Origin of the sequence: Klebsiella terrigena, from assembly GCF_006539725.1 — a bacterium.
GTDB classification, from domain to species: domain Bacteria; phylum Pseudomonadota; class Gammaproteobacteria; order Enterobacterales; family Enterobacteriaceae; genus Klebsiella; species Klebsiella terrigena.
Genome location: NZ_BJNO01000015.1, coordinates 56,878 through 77,384 on the forward strand (window position 1 = coordinate 56,878; position 20,507 = coordinate 77,384).

General features: G+C 57.0%; 19 protein-coding genes. 7 read left to right on the forward strand and 12 right to left on the reverse strand.

The annotated features are described in order from the left end of the window. Window positions 1-5: 5 nt before the first annotated feature. Entirely contained in the window at window positions 6-4,466 is a 4,461-nt protein-coding gene (gene gltB / locus RTE01_RS16710) for a glutamate synthase large subunit (protein WP_134527896.1), read from the reverse strand. 672 nt (window positions 4,467-5,138) lie between these two features. Between gltB and RTE01_RS16720 the strand changes: the two genes are divergently transcribed. From RTE01_RS16720 to mtgA, 4 genes are all read left to right on the forward strand, one after another. Further along, window positions 5,139-6,068, forward strand: coding sequence for a TIGR01212 family radical SAM protein (locus RTE01_RS16720; protein WP_115193878.1), 930 nt, complete (start codon window positions 5,139-5,141; stop codon window positions 6,066-6,068). A gap of 151 nt (window positions 6,069-6,219) precedes the next feature. Beyond that, complete coding sequence (gene arcB, locus RTE01_RS16725) at window positions 6,220-8,559, forward strand: aerobic respiration two-component sensor histidine kinase ArcB (RefSeq protein WP_141335197.1); 2,340 nt, start codon at window positions 6,220-6,222, stop codon at window positions 8,557-8,559. Between the two features lie 234 nt (window positions 8,560-8,793). Beyond that, the gene (elbB, locus tag RTE01_RS16730; protein WP_041147425.1) at window positions 8,794-9,447 is read left to right on the forward strand and encodes an isoprenoid biosynthesis glyoxalase ElbB; all 654 of its coding nucleotides are present in this window, start codon (window positions 8,794-8,796) and stop codon (window positions 9,445-9,447) included. Then, window positions 9,444-10,169, forward strand: a complete 726-nt coding sequence (mtgA, locus tag RTE01_RS16735; RefSeq protein ID WP_123551884.1) for a monofunctional biosynthetic peptidoglycan transglycosylase — start codon at window positions 9,444-9,446, stop codon at window positions 10,167-10,169. Before elbB ends, mtgA begins: the two co-directional genes overlap by 4 nt. 60 nt (window positions 10,170-10,229) lie before the next feature. Here the strand turns inward: mtgA and npr are convergent, their stop codons facing one another. The 11 genes from npr to RTE01_RS16790 all read right to left on the reverse strand — a co-directional run bounded on the left by npr (window position 10,230) and on the right by RTE01_RS16790 (window position 18,129). Further along, window positions 10,230-10,502: a PTS phosphocarrier protein NPr gene (npr, locus tag RTE01_RS16740; protein ID WP_041147423.1), complete on the reverse strand. Its 273-nt coding sequence runs from the start codon at window positions 10,500-10,502 to the stop codon at window positions 10,230-10,232. Then, a complete protein-coding gene (gene rapZ / locus RTE01_RS16745; RefSeq protein ID WP_041147422.1) occupies window positions 10,499-11,353 on the reverse strand; it encodes an RNase adapter RapZ in 855 nt (284 codons plus the stop codon). Before rapZ ends, npr begins: the two co-directional genes overlap by 4 nt. A 45-nt stretch (window positions 11,354-11,398) precedes the next feature. Then, window positions 11,399-11,887, reverse strand: coding sequence for a PTS IIA-like nitrogen regulatory protein PtsN (gene ptsN, locus RTE01_RS16750; RefSeq protein ID WP_041147421.1), 489 nt, complete (start codon window positions 11,885-11,887; stop codon window positions 11,399-11,401). Window positions 11,888-11,960: 73 nt separating this feature from the next. Then, window positions 11,961-12,248, reverse strand: a complete 288-nt coding sequence (gene hpf / locus RTE01_RS16755) for a ribosome hibernation promoting factor (protein WP_004868168.1) — start codon at window positions 12,246-12,248, stop codon at window positions 11,961-11,963. A 22-nt stretch (window positions 12,249-12,270) separates the two neighbouring features. Beyond that, entirely contained in the window at window positions 12,271-13,704 is a 1,434-nt protein-coding gene (gene rpoN / locus RTE01_RS16760) for an RNA polymerase factor sigma-54 (RefSeq protein ID WP_041147420.1), read from the reverse strand. A gap of 47 nt (window positions 13,705-13,751) precedes the next feature. Next, entirely contained in the window at window positions 13,752-14,477 is a 726-nt protein-coding gene (gene lptB / locus RTE01_RS16765) for an LPS export ABC transporter ATP-binding protein (protein ID WP_004206203.1), read from the reverse strand. 6 nt (window positions 14,478-14,483) lie between these two features. Then, a complete protein-coding gene (lptA, locus tag RTE01_RS16770) occupies window positions 14,484-15,029 on the reverse strand; it encodes a lipopolysaccharide ABC transporter substrate-binding protein LptA (protein ID WP_134527893.1) in 546 nt (181 codons plus the stop codon). After that, the gene (gene lptC / locus RTE01_RS16775) at window positions 14,998-15,573 is read right to left on the reverse strand and encodes an LPS export ABC transporter periplasmic protein LptC (RefSeq protein ID WP_041147418.1); all 576 of its coding nucleotides are present in this window, start codon (window positions 15,571-15,573) and stop codon (window positions 14,998-15,000) included. The genes lptA and lptC overlap by 32 nt, the downstream gene beginning before the upstream one ends. Continuing rightward, a complete protein-coding gene (gene kdsC, locus RTE01_RS16780; protein ID WP_041147417.1) occupies window positions 15,570-16,136 on the reverse strand; it encodes a 3-deoxy-manno-octulosonate-8-phosphatase KdsC in 567 nt (188 codons plus the stop codon). The genes lptC and kdsC overlap by 4 nt, the downstream gene beginning before the upstream one ends. A gap of 14 nt (window positions 16,137-16,150) precedes the next feature. Continuing rightward, window positions 16,151-17,155: an arabinose-5-phosphate isomerase KdsD gene (gene kdsD, locus RTE01_RS16785; protein ID WP_166793758.1), complete on the reverse strand. Its 1,005-nt coding sequence runs from the start codon at window positions 17,153-17,155 to the stop codon at window positions 16,151-16,153. Further along, window positions 17,152-18,129: a calcium/sodium antiporter gene (locus RTE01_RS16790; RefSeq protein ID WP_041147416.1), complete on the reverse strand. Its 978-nt coding sequence runs from the start codon at window positions 18,127-18,129 to the stop codon at window positions 17,152-17,154. Before RTE01_RS16790 ends, kdsD begins: the two co-directional genes overlap by 4 nt. Window positions 18,130-18,338: 209 nt before the next feature. Here RTE01_RS16790 and mlaF point away from each other — a divergent pair, with 209 nt between their 5' ends. Genes mlaF through mlaD form a run of 3 tightly spaced genes read left to right on the forward strand, consistent with a single transcriptional unit; the run spans window position 18,339 to window position 20,497 of the window. Further along, the gene (mlaF, locus tag RTE01_RS16795; protein WP_041147415.1) at window positions 18,339-19,151 is read left to right on the forward strand and encodes a phospholipid ABC transporter ATP-binding protein MlaF; all 813 of its coding nucleotides are present in this window, start codon (window positions 18,339-18,341) and stop codon (window positions 19,149-19,151) included. 7 nt (window positions 19,152-19,158) lie between these two features. Continuing rightward, the gene (mlaE, locus tag RTE01_RS16800; protein WP_041147414.1) at window positions 19,159-19,941 is read left to right on the forward strand and encodes a lipid asymmetry maintenance ABC transporter permease subunit MlaE; all 783 of its coding nucleotides are present in this window, start codon (window positions 19,159-19,161) and stop codon (window positions 19,939-19,941) included. 4 nt (window positions 19,942-19,945) lie between these two features. Continuing rightward, window positions 19,946-20,497, forward strand: a complete 552-nt coding sequence (mlaD, locus tag RTE01_RS16805) for an outer membrane lipid asymmetry maintenance protein MlaD (RefSeq protein WP_041147758.1) — start codon at window positions 19,946-19,948, stop codon at window positions 20,495-20,497. Window positions 20,498-20,507: the final 10 nt, after the last annotated feature.

The following is a 20,507-nucleotide window of genomic DNA, read 5'->3' on the forward strand; positions in this document are numbered from 1 at the left end:
ATTCCTTACTGCGCCTGCACACGCAGCTCTGCTGCGCTACGACTACGGTGACCCAACAGTGCTTTAACATCGCTGGACTTTGGTTTAACCAGCGCGAATTTCGCCGAGAAGGCCGGCCAGTTGGCCAGGATCTCTTCCCCGCGCGACGAGCCGGTCAGCTGCACGTGTTCGGTAATCAAACCACGCAGATGCTCCTCGTGGATAGCCAGAGAGTCAACGTCCAGCACTTCCACCAGCTCCGGGTTCACGCGTTTGCGGAAGTCGCCGGCTTCATCCAGCACGTAGGCGAAGCCGCCGGTCATCCCTGCGCCAAAGTTGACGCCGGTTTTACCGATCACGCAGACGATGCCGCCGGTCATATATTCGCAGCCGTTATCGCCGATGCCTTCAACGACGGTGATGGCACCGGAGTTACGCACCGCAAAACGTTCACCTGCGCGGCCCGCCGCGTACAGACGACCGCCGGTCGCGCCGTACAGGCAGGTATTGCCGATGATGCTCGCTTCATGGCTGCGGAAGGCGGAGCCTACCGGAGGACGAATCGCGAGCAGGCCGCCGGCCATACCTTTACCGACGTAGTCGTTCGCATCACCGGTCAGGTGCAGCTCCACGCCACCGGCGTTCCATACGCCGAAGCTCTGGCCCGCGGTACCGCTGAAGTGGGCGGTAATCGGGTCGGCAGCCAGCCCCTGGTCGCCGTGAGTCTGGGCAATATAGCCGGACAGCGAGGCGCCAACGGAGCGGTCGGTGTTGCGGATATCAAACCAGAACGTTTTGCTCTGCTTGCCGTCAACGAACGGTTTTGCCTGCTGCAGCAGCTGCGCGTTCAGCACGCCGTTATCAAACGGCGGGTTGTTCTCGGTGCAGTACAGCGCTTTGCCCGCGTGCGGCTCGGCGGTCTCCAGCAGTTTTGACAGATCCAGCTTCTGCTGCTTCGCGGTAAAGCCGTCCAGCACCTTCAGCAGATCGGTGCGACCGATCAGATCCACCAGACGCTTCACGCCCAGCTGGGCCATCAGCTCGCGGGTTTCGCGGGCGATGAATTCAAAGTAGTTGGTCACTTTGAACGGCAGGCCGTGGTAGTGGTTCTTACGCAGTTTGTCATCCTGGGTTGCTACGCCGGTTGCGCAGTTGTTCAGGTGGCAAATACGCAGGTATTTACAGCCCAGCGCCACCATCGGGCCGGTGCCGAAGCCGAAGCTTTCCGCGCCGAGGATCGCCGCTTTGATGATATCGAGGCCGGTTTTCAGGCCGCCGTCCACCTGCAAGCGAATCTTATGCCGCAGGCCGTTGGCCACCAGCGCCTGCTGGGTTTCAACCAGGCCGAGCTCCCACGGACATCCCGCATATTTCACCGAGGAGAGCGGGCTGGCGCCGGTGCCGCCGTCATAGCCGGCGATAGTGATAAGGTCGGCATAGGCTTTCGCCACGCCGGTGGCGATAGTGCCAACGCCCGGCTCGGAGACCAGCTTCACTGAAATCATCGCTTTCGGATTGACCTGTTTCAGGTCAAAAATCAGCTGCGCCAGATCTTCGATCGAGTAAATATCGTGATGCGGCGGCGGCGAAATCAGCGTTACGCCCGGTACCGAGTAGCGCAGTTTGGCAATGTACGGGGTGACTTTATCACCCGGCAGCTGGCCACCTTCGCCCGGTTTGGCGCCCTGAGCGACTTTAATCTGAATAACGTCGGCGTTAACCAGGTAAGCCGGGGTGACGCCGAAGCGGCCGGAGGCAACCTGCTTGATGCGCGACACTTTGTTGGTGCCGTAGCGCGCCGGGTCTTCGCCGCCTTCGCCGGAGTTGGAGAAGCCGCCGATGCTGTTCATCGCTTCCGCCAGCGATTCATGCGCTTCCGGGCTTAATGCGCCGATAGACATGGCCGCGGTATCGAAGCGTTTGTACAGCTCTTTTGCCGACTCAACGTGGGCGATATCGATCGCTTCGTCGCCAGGATTCAGCGCCAGCAGATCGCGCAGCGTAGCGGCCGGGCGCTCGTTGACCAGCTGAGAATACTGCTGGTAATCGCGGTATTCACCGCTCTGAACCGCCTGCTGCAGGGTGCGTACGACGTCCGGGTTATAGGCGTGATATTCACCACCGTGAACGTATTTCAGCAGACCGCCCTGGTCCAGCGGCTTGCGGACCAGCCACGCGCGTTTCGACAGGTTCAGCAGGTCCTGCTGGAAGTCGTCGAAGCCTGCGCCGCCGATGCGGCTGACTACGCCGAGGAAGCAGAGGTCGGAAACTTCGCGATGCAGGCCAACGGCTTCAAACAGCTTCGAGCAGCGATAGGACGCGATGGTCGAAATACCCATCTTCGACATGATCTTGTAGAGACCTTTGTTGATGCCGTTACGGTAGTTCAGCATCACCGTGCGGTAGTCTCTGTCGATGGCTTTGCTATCGACCAGTCTGGCCAGGGTTTCATAGGCCAGATACGGGTAGATAGCCGTTGCGCCGAAGCCCAGCAGGACCGCGAAGTGGTGCGGGTCGCGGGCGCTGGCGGTTTCAACAATGATGTTGGCATCGCAGCGCAGGCTCTTATCGACCAGACGAGTCTGGATAGCACCGACCGCCATTGGCGCCGGTACCGGCAGGCGATCTTTCGCAATGTTGCGATCCGACAGCACCAGCAGCACGGTACCGTTGCGTACCATCCGCTCTGCTTTGTCGCACAGCGCCTTCACCGTCTCGGCCAGGGTTGTTTCCGCGGCGTTGAAGGTGATGTCCAGGGTATCGGCGCGATAGTGCTCCTCTTCCATGGTGGTCAGCTGTTTGAAATCAGAGTACAGCAGGATTGGCGATTTGAAGCTCAGGCGGTGCGCCTGGCCTTCCGCTTCGCAGAAGACGTTCATTTCGCGGCCAATGCTGGTGGCCAGAGACATCACGTGCGCTTCACGCAGCGGGTCGATCGGCGGGTTGGTCACCTGCGCGAACTGCTGGCGGAAGTAATCGTAAATAATACGCGGCTGGCTGGAGAGCACGGCAAACGGCGTGTCATCGCCCATGGAGCCGACGGCTTCCTGGCCGTTCTCGCCCAGCACGCGCAGCACGGAATCCAGCTCTTCAGCGCTGTAGTTAAACTGTTTCTGATAGCTGGCGAGCGTATCGTCATCCAGCTGGCGGCTGCCAACGTCTTCGTCAGGCAGGTCTTCGAACGGCACCAGGCGACGAACGTTTTTCTCCATCCACTCTTTGTAAGGGTGGCGGCTTTTCAGGTCGTCGTCAGTCTCTGCTGAGTGCAGAATGCGGCCACCGCGGGTATCGATAACCATCAGCTCGCCTGGACCGACGCGGCCTTTTTCAACCACTTCGTCAGGCTGATAATCCCAGATGCCGACTTCGGAGGCGCAGGTGATCAGCTTGTCTTTGGTGATGACGTAGCGTGCCGGACGCAGACCGTTACGGTCGAGGTTACAGGCAGCGTAGCGCCCATCGGACATGACGATGCCCGCCGGGCCGTCCCACGGCTCCATATGCATGGAGTTAAAGTCGAAGAATGCGCGCAGCTCCGGATCCATATCCGGGTTGTTCTGCCAGGCCGGCGGAACGAGCAGGCGCATGGCGCGAACGATATCCATCCCGCCTGCCAGCAGCAGTTCCAGCATGTTATCCATAGAGCTGGAGTCCGAGCCCGTTTCGTTGACGAACGGTGCGGCATCGTGCAGATCGGGGATCAGCGGGGTCTGGAACTTATAGGTACGCGCGCGCGCCCACTGGCGGTTGCCGGTGATGGTGTTGATTTCACCGTTGTGCGCCAGGTAGCGGAACGGCTGTGCCAGCGGCCAGCGCGGCACGGTGTTGGTGGAGAAGCGCTGGTGGAACAGGCAGATTGCCGACTCCAGACGCAGGTCCGCAAGGTCCAGGTAGAAGCGCGGCAAATCCGCCGGCATACACAGACCTTTATAGATATTCACCAGGTTCGACAGGCTGCAAACGTAAAAATCTTTATCATCCTGCAGGCGCTTTTCAAGGCGACGACGCGCGATGAACAGGCGACGCTCCATATCACGCGGGCGCCAGCCTGCCGGTGCGTTAACAAAAATTTGTTCAATACGGGGCAGCGAGGAGAGGGCGATTTCACCGAGAACCCCTTCGTTAGTTGGCACTTCGCGCCAGCCGACGATAGACAGGGTTTCACGTTGCAGTTCTTCTTCAACGATGCGGCGTGAGGCAGCAGCCAGTTCAGGATCTTTATTAAGGAACAGCATCCCAACGGCGTAATTTTTGGCTAAACGCCAGCCGCGTTCTTCCGCAACGATACGGAAGAAACGATCGGGTTTTTGCAGCAGCAAGCCACAACCGTCGCCGGTTTTACCATCGGCAAGGATCGCGCCGCGGTGCTGCATTCGGGCCAGTGCGTGTATAGCGGTACGCACTACCTTGTGGCTAGGTTCGCCTTCTATGTGGGCGATCAGGCCGAAACCACAGTTATCCCTCTCAAGGGATTTATCGTACAACATATCAGTGAACCTCCCCAGGCTCTACGGGACACCCTCCGATACCGATTGCGCACGGGCACAGAAAGAGCATGGCGACGGGGTTTGCACCTCGCATTCGCCCTCTTTAAATCCTTTTCGCATCGGTACGCAAGTTTGAGGACTTGCTGTAAGAGGGAATCTCAATTACTGCATAAATATGATGAGCAGAGAGCTCATCCAGAAAGCTTCCAGCGGATTCCCAACTTATCGGGAATCCACACTTACGTCAAATGGCAATCTTATTTATACAAAAATGTGCTATGTGGTGTTTAATGTTATGATTATTAAAGATATTAACGGGTTTTTAACGCTATTGAAACGTGCCGGAAAGCGTAATCTAGTGTGATCTGTCTCACTATATCGATAGCGTAACATTATCGATCTGTGCTGAAGTGTCTTTTTATTGCAGAATATTTAGCTGCTTATTATCTCTGAAGCCAGAAATAACACTGTTTTTAACCCTGGCGAAGATAATGGCAAACCAGAGGTTAAGTATAAGGAAAAGTCATCATAGAAATCGTGAATGAAATTGCAGTTATATTGAGTGGTTATGCAATGAGCTGAGCGGTCACTCTGACGATTGATCCAGGTCATCGCCGTAGGTGACTAAAAATGGCAGGCTTGGCCCCTTTCTTCAGGCCGGTCTATCAGATTATGCAGTTACAAAAATTAGTCAATATGTTTGGTGGGGATCTTATGCGTCGCTATGGCGAAAAGGTTCATAAACTGACGCTGCATGGTGGATTTAGCTGCCCGAATCGTGATGGCACCCTTGGCCGGGGCGGCTGCACGTTCTGCAACGTAGCCTCTTTTGCTGACGAAGAGCAGCAGCACCGCTCGATTGCCGAGCAGCTGGCGCTTCAGGCGCAGCGGGTGAACCGTGCAAAACGCTATCTGGCCTATTTTCAGGCCTACACCAGCACCTTTGCTGAAGTGCAGGTGCTGCGCGCGATGTACCAGCAGGCGGTGAGCCAGGCCAATATTGTCGGGCTCTGCGTCGGCACCCGACCGGACTGTGTCCCCGAAGCGGTGCTGGACCTGCTAACGGAGTATCGGGAGCTGGGCTACGAAGTCTGGCTGGAGCTGGGGCTGCAAACGGCGCACGATAAAACGCTGCATCGCATTAACCGCGGCCATGACTTTGCCTGCTATCAGCGCACGACCCGGCTGGCGAGAGCGCGCGGGCTGAAGGTGTGCGCGCATTTGATTGTCGGGCTGCCGGGCGAAGGGCCGGGCCACTGCCTGCAAACGCTGGAGCAGGTCGTCGGGACCGGCGTGGATGGCATCAAGCTGCATCCGCTGCATATCGTCACCGGCAGCACGATGGCGAAAGCCTGGCAGGCCGGGCGCCTTAACGGCATTGAGCTGGATGACTATACCGTCACCGCCGGAGAGATGATTCGACATACGCCGCCGGAGGTGATTTATCACCGAATCTCGGCCAGCGCCCGCCGTCCCACCCTGCTGGCGCCGCTGTGGTGCGAAAATCGCTGGACCGGGATGGTTGAACTGGACCGCTATCTGAACCAGCACGGCGTGCAGGGTTCGGCCCTGGGACGCGCGTGGAGCCCGACCGCCGCATAGTCCGTGAATAACGCGGCGTTGCGGATAGTTCAGCAGCGGCCTGCGCTGCGGCGGTCTGAAGTATGAAGAGGATCGGCATTTTTCGCACAACTTACGGCGCCTCGCTCAGAATTGGGTATTATTGTGCACAGTTGTGGCGAAGGAATCCCTTATGAAGCAAATCCGTATGCTGGCGCAGTACTATGTTGACCTGATGATGAAGCTGGGTCTGGTGCGTTTTTCAATGCTGTTAGCCCTGGCCCTGGTGGTGCTGGCGATTGTGGTGCAGATGGCCGTTACGATGGTGCTGCACGGCCAGGTCGAAAGCATCGATGTGATCCGCTCTATCTTCTTTGGCCTGCTGATTACCCCGTGGGCGGTCTACTTTCTGTCGGTGGTGGTTGAGCAGCTTGAGGAGTCGCGACAGCGCCTCTCGAGGCTGGTGGAGAAGCTGGAGGAGATGCGCGAGCGGGATCTGAAGCTCAACGTGCAGCTCAAAGACAACATCGCCCAGCTCAATCAGGAGATTGGCGAGCGCGAGAAGGCGGAAGCCGAACGCGAAACCACGCTGGAACAGCTGAAAATTGAGATGAAAGAGCGTGAAGAGGCGCAGATTCAGCTCGAACAGCAGTCCTCCTTCCTGCGTTCATTCCTCGACGCCTCGCCAGACCTTGTTTTCTATCGCAATGAAGATAAAGAGTTTTCCGGCTGCAACCGGGCGATGGAGCTGCTGACGGGTAAAAGCGAGAAGCAGCTTATCCACCTCAAGCCGCAGGATGTCTATAACGAAGAAGCGGCGGAGAAGGTGCTGGAAACGGATGAGAAAGTCTTCCGGCATAACGTCTCTCTGACCTATGAACAGTGGCTGGATTACCCGGACGGGCGCAAAGCCTGCTTTGAAATCCGCAAGGTTCCTTACTACGATCGCGTCGGCAAACGCCGTGGCCTGATGGGCTTCGGCCGCGATATTACCGAACGTAAGCGCTATCAGGACGCTCTGGAGCGCGCCAGCCGCGATAAGACGACCTTTATCTCAACTATCAGCCACGAGCTGCGTACGCCGCTTAACGGCATCGTGGGGCTCAGCCGCATCCTGCTGGATACCGAACTCACCGGCGAGCAGGAAAAATACCTGAAAACGATCCACGTATCGGCGGTGACGCTGGGCAATATCTTCAACGATATTATCGATATGGATAAGATGGAGCGGCGTAAGGTCCAGCTCGATAATCAGCCGGTGGACTTCACCAGCTTCCTTGCCGACCTCGAAAACCTCTCCGGCCTGCAGGCGCAGCAGAAAGGGCTGCGCTTCGTGATGGATCCGACGCTGCCGCTGCCGCATAAGGTCGTCACCGACGGTACGCGCCTGCGGCAGATCCTGTGGAACCTCATTAGCAACGCGGTCAAATTTACCCCTCAGGGCGGCAACGTGACCGTCCGTATTCGCTACGATGAGGGCAATATTCTGCACTTTGAGGTCGAGGATTCCGGTATCGGTATTCCGCAGGCGGAGCAGGATAAAATCTTCGCCATGTACTATCAGGTTAAGGATAGCCACGGCGGGAAACCTGCCACCGGCACCGGAATTGGCCTGGCGGTATCGCGCCGGCTGGCACGCAATATGGGCGGCGATATCAACGTCGCCAGCCAGCCGGGCCAGGGCGCAACCTTTACCTTAACCGTGCATGCGCCGGCGGTAGCGGAGGAGGTTGAAGACACGCTGGCGGAAGATGAAATGCCGCTCCCGGCGCTGAACGTGCTGCTGGTAGAGGATATTGAGCTTAACGTGATTGTCGCCCGCTCGGTGCTGGAAAAACTGGGCAATAGCGTTGACGTGGCGATGACCGGTAAAGCCGCGCTGGAGATGTTCGAACCCGGTGAATATGACCTGGTGCTGCTGGATATTCAGCTACCGGATATGACCGGTCTCGATATCTCACGCCACCTCAAGCAACGCTTTGCCGCCGACGAGCTGCCGCCGCTGGTGGCGCTCACGGCCAACGTTCTGAAAGACAAAAAAGAGTACCTGAATGCCGGTATGGATGATGTGCTGAGTAAGCCGCTGTCGGTCCCGGCGCTCACCGCCATTATTAAAAAGTTCTGGGATTCGCCGGAAGATGACCTGGACGAGGCGCCGGCCGTGGATGCGGCTAAATCGGCCTCGGTGCTGGATATTCCGATGCTGGAACAGTACATCGAGCTGGTGGGGCCGAAGCTCATCAGCGACGGTCTGGCGGTTTTCGAGAAGATGATGCCGGGCTATCTGGCGGTGCTGGAGTCCAACCTTACCGCTCGCGACCAGAAAGGGATTGTCGATGAAGGCCATAAGATTAAGGGCGCCGCGGGCTCTATCGGCCTGCGCCACATTCAGCAGCTTGGACAGCAGATTCAGACGCCGGACCTGCCCGCGTGGTCAGATAACGTTGGTGAATGGGTTGAAGAGATGAAATCGGAGTGGCAGAACGATGTGGCGGTACTGAAGGCGTGGGTTGCGGCGGCACATAAAAAATGACCCCGGATAAACCGGGGTGCGCGAACACTGCGCCAACACCAGGGAACTGGTCGTTGCGCCACAATTTTTAGAGATATTTTTTACACGGCGCAACCTGAGGATTTGGTTTGCTCGCTGATTAAGATAGCAAACCTTAAATTATTTGTTACATGAATCAGTCAAATATGTGAAGCAATGCGGGTAAATCAAAATTTTTGACTGGTTTCAGCAAGTTTGCACTAAGGAGCTGGGGTGATGAAAAAGATTGGTGTCGTATTAAGCGGCTGCGGTGTCTATGACGGCACTGAGATTCATGAGGCGGTTATTACCCTGCTGGCGATTGCTCGCGGCGGTGCCCAGGCGGTGTGCTTTGCCCCTGATAAGGCGCAAACGGACGTCATCAACCATCTGACCGGCGAGCTTCTGCCGGAAAGCCGCAACGTGCTGATTGAAGCCGCGCGCATCGCCCGCGGTGAGATCCAGCCGCTGTCCGACGCCCGGGCCGATGATCTCGATGCGCTGATTGTCCCCGGTGGATTTGGCGCCGCGAAAAACCTCAGCAGCTTCGCCTCCCGGGGCAGCGAATGTACCGTCGACGACGAGCTGAAGGCGCTGACGCAGGCCATGCATCAGGCCGGTAAGCCGCTGGGCTTTATCTGTATCGCGCCGGCGCTGCTGCCAAAAATCTTACCCGCCCCGCTGCGGGTCACCATTGGCACCGATCTGGACACCGCCGAAGCGCTGGAGGATATGGGGGCCGAGCATGTGCCCTGTCCGGTGGATGACATTGTGGTGGATGAAGAGAATAAAGTCGTGACCACCCCGGCCTATATGCTGGCGCAGAATATCGCCGAAGCGGCGAGCGGGATTGAGAAGCTGGTGGCGCGCGTGCTGGTTCTCACGGCATGAAGGCCCGCTTTTCGCCGCTGCGGATGGTAAAGCGTGGGCTGCTGCGCGTGCTGCTGGTGGCCGCCGCCTTCTGGGGCGGCGGCATTGCGCTGTTTAGCGTGCTGCCGGTGCCTTTCTCGGCGGTGATGCTTGAGCGGCAGGTCGGCGCCTGGCTGAGCGGCAATTTTCATTATGTCGCCCACTCTGATTGGGTGGGGATGGATGAGATATCGCCGTGGATGGGGCTGGCGGTGATGGCGGCTGAGGACCAAAAGTTCCCCGACCATTGGGGCTTTGACGTTCCGGCGATAGAAAAAGCGCTGGCGCACAATGAGCGTAACGAAAACCGCGTTCGCGGGGCCTCGACCCTGTCGCAGCAGACGGCCAAAAACCTGTTTTTATGGGATGGCCGTAGCTGGCTGCGTAAGGGGCTGGAGGCCGGTCTGACCGTAGGAATCGAGACGGTATGGAGTAAAAAACGCATCCTCACCGTTTATCTGAATATCGCCGAGTTTGGTGAAGGGACGTTTGGCGTTGAAGCCGCGTCGCAGCGCTACTTCCACAAGCCGGCGAGCAGGTTAACGCCTGCGGAAGCGGCCCTGCTGGCCGCCGTATTGCCTAATCCGATCCGCTTTCGCGCGGACGCGCCGTCGGGCTATGTCCGCAGTCGACAGGCGTGGATTTTACGTCAGATGCGTCAGCTTGGCGGGGAAGGGTTTATGCGGGAGAACAGGCTGTATTAATACGGTTGGCGGGTGTGTTACCCCGGTAAGCATCGCGCGACCGGGGGAATGACGCCGGCGTTAGTCTTCGTCAAAACCGGCGTTAAACAGCGCAATAACCGCGGCCAGCGCTTCGACTTCCTGCGGACCGCTGGCCTCAATCTCAATTTGCCGACCCTTTGCGGAGTCGAGCATCAGCAGAGCAATCACGCTATTGGCTTCCGCCTCCGTGCCCTCATCGTTGCGCAGCAGCACTTCGGCATCGAAATTTTGCATCAGCTCGAACAGCTTCATCGCCGGGCGCGCGTGCATGCCCAGCTTGTTAGTGATCTCAACGCTCTGCTTTACGGTCATGATTTGCGTTTTTCCAGCGTCCGGTGACGCGACTGCACGTTCTTACCGCGCGAGCGGAAGTAGTCAGCCAGTTGTTCGGCAATATAGACCGAACGATGTTTACCGCCGGTACAACCGATAGCGACCGTCAGATAGCTGCGGTTATTGGTCTCCAGCATGGGTAACCATAGCTCAAGATAGCTGCGGGTCTGATAAATAAAGTTGTGAACCTCGGTGTGGCGATCGAGGAAGGCGGCAACGGGTTTATCGAGGCCGGTCATCGGGCGCAGCTTGGGATCCCAGTGCGGGTTAGGCAGGAAGCGCACGTCGAAGACGTAATCGGCATCAATCGGAATACCGTGCTTAAAGCCAAAGGATTCAAAGACCATGGTGAGCTCACGCTCGCGTTTGCCCAACAGGCGCGTACGCAGCATTTCTGCCAGCTCGTGTACCGACATTTCGGAGGTGTCGACGATCAGGTCGGCGCGGGAGCGCAGCGGCTCCAGCAGCGCGCTCTCTTCGTCGATGGCGCTCTCAAGCGACAGGTTTTTGCTTGAAAGCGGATGCAGGCGACGCGTGTCGCTGTAGCGACGAATCAGCGTATTGCGATCGGCATCAAGGAACAGCAGCTGAGGAGAAAACGCCTCAGGCAGGCTCTTCATCGCCTGTTCAAAGATTTCTGGCGACTCCGGCATGTTGCGCACGTCAATGCTGACGGCGGCGGAAATGTTTCTGTCGGCCAGCGATCTCGCCAGCTCGGGCAGCAGCACTACCGGCAGGTTATCTACGCAGTAGAAGCCCATATCTTCCAGCGCCCGCAGGGCGACGGATTTCCCCGATCCTGAGCGGCCGCTGACGATCATCAGTACCATGTACCGTTTCTCCTCAGTACGATAAAGGGGAGGCTATCGCTCCCGTTATGCGTCATCGCTGCTTCCTGCCTCGGTGATAATCTCATACAGCTCTTCGTCGCTTTGCGCGGCGCGCAGGCGACGGCAAATCGTTTTATCCGCTAGCCGTTTTGCCACCAGCGACAGCGTATGCAGATGGGTTTTTGTCTGATCGGCCGGCACTAAAAGCGCAAACAGCAGATCGACGGGCTGATTGTCGATCGCATCAAAGGCGATCGGCGTTTCCAGCTGCACAAAAACGCCAACGGCGCGCAGCGTATCCTCTTCAAGCTTACCGTGCGGAATGGCGATGCCGTTGCCAATTCCGGTACTGCCCATTTTCTCACGGGTGAGGATCGCTTCGAATACCACCTGGGACGGCAGACCTAGCTGCTTTGCTGCCAGCTCGCTGATGATCTCCAGCGCGCGCTTTTTGCTCTGGCAGTGAACCTGGCTACGGGTACATTCCTGATTAAGGACATTGCTCAGTTGTAGAGCTGAATCGTTGTTCATCATAATTTCACCTGAGCTCGCTCTCTGCCAGCTGCCGACAATAGCCGACGGCTGGCAGGGACGATCGCCCGGACAATTAGTGTTGTTTTAGTTTATCTTTATGTTTTGTTAACTGTCGTGCCAGCTTATCGATGAGACCATCGATAGCGGCATACATATCCTGCCCTTCCGCACTGGCATGGATTTCGCCACCGTTGACATGCAGATTGGCGTCCGCAATTTGCGTCACCTTCTCTACTTTTAACACAATGTAGACCTGATTGATCCTGTCGAAAAACTGCTCCAGTTTGCTGAACTTCGCGTTGACGAACTCGCGCAGGGCCGGGGTGATTTCGACGTTGTGTCCTGTAATGTTGAGCTGCATAGTGTCTTCCTTATCGGTTGGGTCACACCAGCTGTTTACGCTGGTTAGACGGCGGAATGGATAAAGACTCTCGGTACTTAGCGACGGTGCGGCGCGCCACCATGATACCCTGTTCAGACAGGATGGTGGTGAGCTTACTGTCACTCAACGGCTTCGCGGGGTTCTCCGCGGCGATTAACTTCTTCACCAGCGCGCGAATGGCGGTCGACGATGCCTCGCCTCCGCCTTCGGTATTCACGTGGCTGGAGAAGAAATACTTCAGTTCAAAAATACCGCGCGGGCTGTGCAGGTACTTTTGCGTGGTCACGCGTGAAATCGTCGATTCATGCATTTCGACGGCCTGAGCGATATCCGCCAGCACCATCGGTTTCATAAACTCTTCGCCCTGTTCAAAGAAGGCCTGCTGCTGTTCGACGATGCAGCGGCTGACGCGCAGCAGCGTATCGTTGCGGCTTTCCAGGCTTTTGATCAGCCAGCGGGCTTCCTGCAGGTTGCTGCGGATAAACTGGCTATCGGCGTCGTTACGCGTGCTGTTGCCCATTGCGGCGTAGTGCTGGTTGATCTTCAGGCGCGGGATGCTGTCGGAATTCAGCTCTACGACCCAGCGTTCGCTCACCTTACGCACCAGCACATCCGGGATCACGTATTCTGGTTCGCTGGTTTGGATCGACTGACCCGGGCGCGGATCTAACGACTGGATCAGATTAACCGCTTCTTTCAGAACATCCTCTTTCAGCCGCGTAACGCGCATCAGGGAGCGAAAGTCGTGGTTGGCGAGCAGATCGAGATGATCGCTGATGATAAGCCGGGCCTCTTCCAGCCACGGCGTCTCTTTGGCAAACTGCGAGAGCTGAACCAGCAGGCAGTCGCGCAGATCTTTTGCCGCGACGCCAACCGGGTCAAAACGCTGGATGCGCTTCAGTACCGCTTCAACTTCTTCGAGGCCGATTTCGTCATCGTCAATGCTCTCAACGATATCCTCCACCCGCAGGGTGAGGTAGCCGGTATCATCAACGGCATCGACGATAGAGGTGGCGATAGCGCGGTCGGTATCGGTGAACGGCGTCAGCTGGACCTGCCACATCAGGTAATCCTGCAGGCTCTGAGTCGTTTCACCTTGATAGATAGGCAGCTCGTCATCCTGGTAATCGACGCCGTTGCCAGAAGGCGTGCCGGCGGTGTAGATCTCATCCCAGCTGGCGTCGAGCGGCAGCTCCTCGGGCATATCTTTTTGCTCAAGGGCGTCCACGGTATCCAGAGACTCGCGGTCCTCAACTTCTTTCGTTTCTACCTCTTCATGAAGATCGGTTTGCTCAAGCAACGGATTACTCTCCAGCGCCTGCTGGAGTTCCTGCTGGAGTTCTAACGTGGACAGCTGCAGCAAACGAATGGCCTGCTGCAGTTGTGGCGTCATGGCAAGCTGTTGGCTTAGCCTTAATTGCAAACCTTGCTTCATATTCAGGGCTAATATCTCCGGCTAAAACGTCTGTAACCTCTACCCTATCAGAGTCTGAAGTCTTCCCCAAGATACACGCGCTTAACCTGCTCGTCTTCCAGGATTTGCTGTGGGGTGCCGTGAGCAATCAGATGCCCCTGGCTGACGATATAAGCACGCTCGCAGACCGCCAGAGTTTCCCTGACGTTATGGTCGGTGATTAGGACGCCAAGGCCGCTGTCGCGCAGGTGCTCGATGATGCGTTTGATATCGATAACGGAGATGGGGTCAACGCCAGCAAACGGTTCATCCAGAAGGATAAATTTAGGGTTGGCGGCCAGCGCGCGGGCAATTTCAACGCGGCGACGTTCGCCGCCGGAAAGCGCCTGACCGAGGCTATCGCGTAGATGCTCGATATGAAACTCTTCCATCAACTCTTTCGCGCGATCTTCACGCTGTTCGCTGCTCAGATCGTCACGAATCTGCAGTACCGCCATCAGGTTATCGTAGACGCTCAGGCGACGGAAAATCGAGGCCTCCTGCGGCAGATAGCCAATGCCGCGGCGCGCGCGCGCGTGAAGCGGCAGCAGGCTGATATCTTCATCGTCGATGATAATATTGCCGGCGTCGCGCGGCACGATCCCGACCACCATGTAGAAGGTGGTGGTTTTGCCGGCGCCGTTCGGGCCGAGCAGGCCGACAATCTCACCGGAGTTGACGGTCAGACTGACATCTTCCACCACGCGGCGGCCTTTATAAGCTTTGGCGAGATTCTTTGCAGTTAATGTTGCCATAACGAATTACTTACCTTTCTTTGGCTGATCGGTGCCTTTGTCCTGCAGCTGCGAAGGAACCAGAACCGTAGTCACGCGCCCGCCTTTGTTGCTGAACGCCTGCATTTTCTGCTCTTTCACCAGATAGGTGATCTTGTCACCCTGGATATTGCTATCGATCTGTTCCAGATGCGCATTGCCGGTCAGTACGACGAAATCATTTTGCAGCTCATAGCGCATTTTTGACGCGCGGCCTTTCACCGGCTTGCCGTTATCCTGCATCTGGAAGAAGGTTGCCGGATTGCCGTATCCGTCGATCACCTCTTTGCCCCTCTCGCCGCCTGGACGAGTGACCACGACCTTATCGGCATTGATCTTGATGGTGCCCTGGGTCACGACGACATTACCGGTAAAGGTGACAACATTGCCCTGCATATCCAGCGACTGCTGATCGGATTCGATATGAATCGGCTGATCGGTGTCGCCAGTCTTTGCCAGTGCCGGCAGGCTGACGGCCAGTATGGCGCTGGCGAGCGCAATCTTAAGGCTGAGTTTGTTTGTTCTGAATTTCATAAGAGGTTCTAACCTTTTCAATCAGCTCGGCATTTTTGCTGCGCAGGTTACCGCGCATTCTTAGGCCACTGGAAGTAAATGTTGTCCCGTACAACGTCACCATGTCATCGGAGGTAACATCCTGCGTCACCAGATTTATCCGGGCGTTATCCGTCGTAATTTTGCGCAGTTGAGAGTCGGGGCTTAGCGCGTTCACCTCAACGTGCCCATAAAGATACAGCATACGATCGTTGGTCAGCTTGGCTTTATCCGCTTTGATTGACCAGGTTGGGGCTTTGTTGGTATCAAAGGTGGTCATCACCGGCTGAGTGAACCACGACAGCTCTTGCGCAGAAAAATACGCCACGTGCTCGGCGATAAGGCGATAGTTAAGCGCCCCTTCCGGACTGTAAACGACGGTATCGGTATGCTCGCTGGTATAGGTTGGGTCATCAGGATTGACCTCCGGCTGAGCGCTATCGTCCGTACCCGCCAGGTTAAGGCCGATCAGGATCAGCGCGACCAGCGACAGTAAAATGATAACCCAACGTCTGGTTTTACTCATATTGATTGCCCTTTGGCCTCATCCAGCTTGCCCTGCGCCAATAGTAACAAATCGCAGACTTCGCGTACCGCTCCGCGCCCGCCGTTGATGCGGGTAACATAGTCTGCGCGTGGAAGCAGCAGCGGGTGCGCATCCGCCACGGCAACGCTTAAGCCTGTTTCTGCCATTACCGGCCAGTCGATCAGGTCATCGCCAATATAGGCCACTTCGTCCGCACGGACGGCCAGCTTGCTTAATAAGTCACGGAAGGCCAGCAGCTTATCGGACTGCCCTTGATAGAGATGCGTAATGCCTAACGTCTGACAGCGATCTTCTACTAGTTTAGCGTTTCGCCCGGTAATAATCGCCACTTCAATACCTGAAGTCAGCGCGCAGCGGATCCCGTAGCCATCGCGTACGTTGAACGCCTTCAGCTCTTCGCCGTTGTTGCCCATATAGATAAGACCGTCGGACAGCACGCCGTCGACGTCGAGGATCAGTAAACGGATCTTCGCCGCGCGTTCGAGAAATTCAGGGCTTACCGGTCCGTAGCAGGTCGCTAGCAGAGCATCAGCATTATTCATTATTTTATCCTTACTTACACTACGCCTGCGCGCAGGAGATCGTGCATATGTACCACACCCAACAGACGGTCGCCATCGGCAACTAATACGCAGGTGATATGACGGGCTTGCATCAGGTTTAGCGCATCGACGGCCAGAATGCCGGGACGGATGCGAATCCCACCCGGCGTCATGACCTCGGCAATGCCGGCATTACGCATATCGACCCCGGAATCGAACACCCGGCGCAGGTCGCCATCGGTGAAAATACCGATGATGTTCATCTCATCGTCGCAGATAGCGGTCATGCCTAAATTTTTCCGCGTGATTTCCAGCAGCGCATCGCGCAGCGTGGCCTGCAGAGTCACGTGCGGGATTTCATCACCCGTGTGCATGATATCATTGACCCGCAGCAGCAGCTTGCGGCCCAACGCGCCGCCGGGGTGCGACAGCGCGAAATCTTCGGCGGTAAAGCCGCGAGCTTCCAGCAGCGCAACCGCCAGAGCATCGCCCATCACCAGCGCCGCGGTGGTGCTTGACGTCGGGGCAAGGCCAAGCGGACAGGCTTCTTTCAGCACCTTCACGCACAGGTGGATATCCGCCGCGCGCGCCATGCTGCTTTCCGGGCGGCTGGTCATGCAGATCAGCGGCACCCGCTGGCGCTTAAGCACCGGGATCAGCGCGAGCATTTCGTTCGACTCGCCGGAGTTCGACAGGGCGATAATAACGTCCTGCGGCGTGACCATGCCTAAATCGCCGTGGGCCGCCTCGCCGGGATGAACGAAGAACGACGGCGTACCGGTGCTGGCGAAGGTGGCTGCCATTTTGCGCCCGATATGGCCGGACTTACCCATCCCCATGACCACCACTTTGCCCGTGCAGCGGAAAATCGTTTCGCAGGCGCGCGTAAAATCTTCATTAATGTATTGATCGAGCTGCGCCAGACCTTCACGTTCAATTTCCAGGACCTCGCGGCCTGCCCGTTGAAAGTCAAAATCCGTTGGCAAATCTTTTTGCGACATAATGGTATCCCGATTCATTCACCAAAGAGCGGTGCTGCCCAGTACAGCATCGCCAACCAAACCACAAAACCGCCGACCAGCAGCGCCCCGGCAAGTCGGCTGGGCTGCCGTTTTCGGCGCCAGCACAGCAGGGCGAAAATTACGCTGACCAGCATCATGACGGCATAGTCGCGCGTAAACGCTTCGGGGGCGAAGGATCCCGGCGCGATCAGCGCCGGCAGCCCGAGAACCAGGACAATATTCAGGATATTGGCGCCAATGATATTCCCGATGGCGATATCATCTTCCCCTTTACGTGCGCCAGCAATCGCCGTTGCCAGTTCCGGCAGGCTGGTGCCGATGGCGACCACCGTGAGGCCGACGGTCAGTTCGCTGATGGCGAAGTAGTTCGCCAGCACGGTGGCATTATCCACCACCATGCGGGTCGCCATAGGCATGATAATCATCGCTACCCCCAGCCACAGCAGGGCGACGGGAAGAGAACCTTCTCGCGGCAGCTCCGCTATCTGCTCCCGGGTCAGGCTGTCGTTACCCTGACGCTCGGCGATGCGCGCAATTTTTACCGTGAACAGTAGCCATAGTATGGCTAACGCCAGTAAAAAAAGGCCGTCCATGCGCGAGAGCTGGCCGTCATAGAGGACAAAGCTCGCGAGCAGGCTGACCAGCAACATTAGCGGCAGTTCGCGGCGCAGGATATCAGAATGTACGGTAAATGGATGAAGTAAGGCGGCGAGGCCAAGAATTAATAGGATATTGGTGATGTTGGATCCGATCGCCGTCCCGATGGCCAGATCGGTCTGCCCGTGCAGGGAGGCGGCCGCAGAGACGATGATCTCGGGCAGGCTGGTGCCGATACTCACCACCGTCATGCCAATAATAAGCGGCGGGATCCCTATCATGCGGCACAGTATTGAAGCGGCGTAGACCAGACGATCGGCGCTGTAGACCACCAGCAGTAAACCAATTATTAACAGAGCCGTCGCTAAGAGCATCTAAAGTCCTTTCTTCAGGTATAATCGTCGCCTCGCTGATCGTCCGTACGCAGCGTAACGAATTCTTAATTTTGACTTTATGTTTGTCAAAAGTAAAACAAATGCCAGCTTTCGCTAACCCAGGCGGGTAAGATTCTGTAAAAATGTTGGGTTTATGGTGGAAGAAAGCACCATGCTTAGCCTGAGGGATGTTTTGTAAGGATGATTTTATGAGCCAAACTCTGGCGAATTTAGTCGAAGTACGCGGTATCAGCTTCTCTCGAGGCGATCGCGCGATCTTTGATGATATCTCGCTGTCGGTGCCGCGCGGTAAGATCACGGCGATCATGGGGCCATCGGGAATCGGTAAAACGACCCTGCTGCGCCTGATCGGCGGCCAGATCCCACCGGACAGCGGCGAGATCCTGTTTGATGGCGAAAACGTGCCGCAGATGTCGCGTTCGCGCCTGTATACCGTACGTAAGCGCATGAGCATGCTGTTTCAGTCGGGCGCGCTGTTCACCGATATGAACGTCTTTAATAACGTGGCCTATCCGCTGCGCGAGCACACTCAGCTGCCCGAAGCGCTGCTGCATACTACGGTGATGATGAAGCTTGAGGCCGTTGGCCTGCGCGGAGCGGCAATGCTGATGCCTTCTGAGCTATCCGGCGGCATGGCGCGCCGTGCCGCGCTGGCAAGAGCTATCGCGCTCGAACCGGATCTCATCATGTTCGATGAACCGTTCGTCGGCCAGGATCCCATCACTATGGGCGTGCTGGTTAAGCTGATTTCTGAACTTAACAGTACCCTGGGCGTCACCTGTATCGTGGTATCGCACGACGTACCGGAAGTGCTCAGTATTGCGGATTACGCCTATATTGTGGCCGATAAGAAAATCGTCGCCCACGGCAGCGCCCGGTCGCTGCGGGAAAATGCCGACCCTCGGGTTCGCCAGTTTATTGATGGTATCGCCGACGGCCCGGTGCCGTTCCGCTATCCGGCAGGCGACTATCAGCATGATTTATTAGGCATAGGGAGTTAAACGACTGATGCTGCTAAATATGCTGGCATCGCTCGGCCATCGGGGGATTAAAACCACCGCGGCTTTTGGGCGTGCCGGATTAATGCTTTTCAACGCCGTAGTGGGCAAGCCGGAGTTTCGCAAGCACGCGCCGCTGCTGGTGCGCCAGCTGTACAACGTTGGCGTGCTGTCGATGCTGATCATCATCGTGTCGGGGCTGTTCATCGGCATGGTGCTCGGCCTGCAGGGGTATCTGGTGTTAACCACCTACAGCGCAGAAACCAGTCTTGGTATGCTGGTGGCGCTGTCTCTGCTGCGCGAGCTGGGACCGGTGGTTGCCGCGCTGCTGTTTGCCGGGCGTGCCGGTTCTGCGCTGACCGCCGAAATAGGGCTGATGCGTGCGACCGAACAGCTCTCGAGCATGGAGATGATGGCCGTTGATCCGCTGCGTCGCGTAATATCACCACGCTTCTGGGCCGGCGTCATCTCACTGCCGCTGCTGACGGTTATTTTTGTCGCGGTGGGGATCTGGGGCGGTTCGCTGGTTGGCGTTAACTGGAAAGGTATCGACAGCGGCTTCTTCTGGACCGCGATGCAAAACGCCGTCGACTGGCGAATGGATCTGGTTAACTGCCTGATTAAGAGTCTGGTTTTCGCCATTACGGTGACATGGGTAGCGTTATTTAACGGTTATGACGCTATCCCCACTTCCGCAGGGATTAGCCGGGCAACGACGCGCACCGTGGTGCATTCGTCGCTGGCGGTTCTGGGGCTGGATTTTGTGCTGACTGCGCTGATGTTTGGGAATTGAGTTCATGCAAACGAAAAAAAGTGAAATCTGGGTAGGCGTATTTTTACTGGTGGCGCTGCTGGCGGCGCTGTTTGTATGCCTGAAGGCCGCGAACGTGACCTCTCTGCGGACCGAGCCGACGTATCGTCTTTACGCGACGTTTGACAATATCGGTGGCCTGAAGGCGCGGTCGCCGGTGCGCATTGGCGGCGTGGTCGTTGGCCGGGTGGCAGATATTACGCTCGATCCAAAAACCTACCTGCCGCGGGTGGCTCTCGATATCGATGAGAGCTACAACCATATTCCTGACTCCAGCTCGCTGGCCATTCGTACTTCCGGCCTGCTGGGCGAGCAGTACCTGGCTCTGAACATCGGTTTTGAAGACCCGGAGCTGGGGACATCTATCCTTAAAGATGGTGGGACGATTCAGGACACCAAATCTGCCATGGTTCTGGAAGATCTGATTGGCCAGTTCCTTTACAGCAGTAAAGGCAGCGACAATAAGAATTCTGGCGATGATCCAACAGCCCAGGAAAGTCATACTGACGCAGCGCAGCCTGCCGCCACGACGCACTAACTCAGGAGAG

Bases quoted from the DNA above. Each gene is read 5' to 3' on its own strand.
- RTE01_RS16790 (WP_041147416.1), bottom strand. From the start codon at position 18,129: ATGCTCTTAGCGACGGCTCTGTTAATAATTGGTTTACTGCTGGTGGTC.
- lptC (WP_041147418.1), bottom strand. From the start codon at position 15,573: ATGAGTAAAACCAGACGTTGGGTTATCATTTTACTGTCGCTGGTCGCG.
- lptA (WP_134527893.1), bottom strand. From the start codon at position 15,029: ATGAAATTCAGAACAAACAAACTCAGCCTTAAGATTGCGCTCGCCAGC.
- kdsC (WP_041147417.1), bottom strand. From the start codon at position 16,136: ATGAATAATGCTGATGCTCTGCTAGCGACCTGCTACGGACCGGTAAGC.
- RTE01_RS16720 (WP_115193878.1), top strand. From the start codon at position 5,139: ATGCAGTTACAAAAATTAGTCAATATGTTTGGTGGGGATCTTATGCGT.
- rapZ (WP_041147422.1), bottom strand. From the start codon at position 11,353: ATGGTACTGATGATCGTCAGCGGCCGCTCAGGATCGGGGAAATCCGTC.
- mlaE (WP_041147414.1), top strand. From the start codon at position 19,159: ATGCTGCTAAATATGCTGGCATCGCTCGGCCATCGGGGGATTAAAACC.
- rpoN (WP_041147420.1), bottom strand. From the start codon at position 13,704: ATGAAGCAAGGTTTGCAATTAAGGCTAAGCCAACAGCTTGCCATGACG.
- hpf (WP_004868168.1), bottom strand. From the start codon at position 12,248: ATGCAGCTCAACATTACAGGACACAACGTCGAAATCACCCCGGCCCTG.
- lptB (WP_004206203.1), bottom strand. From the start codon at position 14,477: ATGGCAACATTAACTGCAAAGAATCTCGCCAAAGCTTATAAAGGCCGC.
- mtgA (WP_123551884.1), top strand. From the start codon at position 9,444: ATGAAGGCCCGCTTTTCGCCGCTGCGGATGGTAAAGCGTGGGCTGCTG.
- kdsD (WP_166793758.1), bottom strand. From the start codon at position 17,155: ATGAATCGGGATACCATTATGTCGCAAAAAGATTTGCCAACGGATTTT.
- gltB (WP_134527896.1), bottom strand. From the start codon at position 4,466: ATGTTGTACGATAAATCCCTTGAGAGGGATAACTGTGGTTTCGGCCTG.
- arcB (WP_141335197.1), top strand. From the start codon at position 6,220: ATGAAGCAAATCCGTATGCTGGCGCAGTACTATGTTGACCTGATGATG.
- mlaD (WP_041147758.1), top strand. From the start codon at position 19,946: ATGCAAACGAAAAAAAGTGAAATCTGGGTAGGCGTATTTTTACTGGTG.
- ptsN (WP_041147421.1), bottom strand. From the start codon at position 11,887: ATGATGAACAACGATTCAGCTCTACAACTGAGCAATGTCCTTAATCAG.
- npr (WP_041147423.1), bottom strand. From the start codon at position 10,502: ATGACCGTAAAGCAGAGCGTTGAGATCACTAACAAGCTGGGCATGCAC.
- elbB (WP_041147425.1), top strand. From the start codon at position 8,794: ATGAAAAAGATTGGTGTCGTATTAAGCGGCTGCGGTGTCTATGACGGC.
- mlaF (WP_041147415.1), top strand. From the start codon at position 18,339: ATGAGCCAAACTCTGGCGAATTTAGTCGAAGTACGCGGTATCAGCTTC.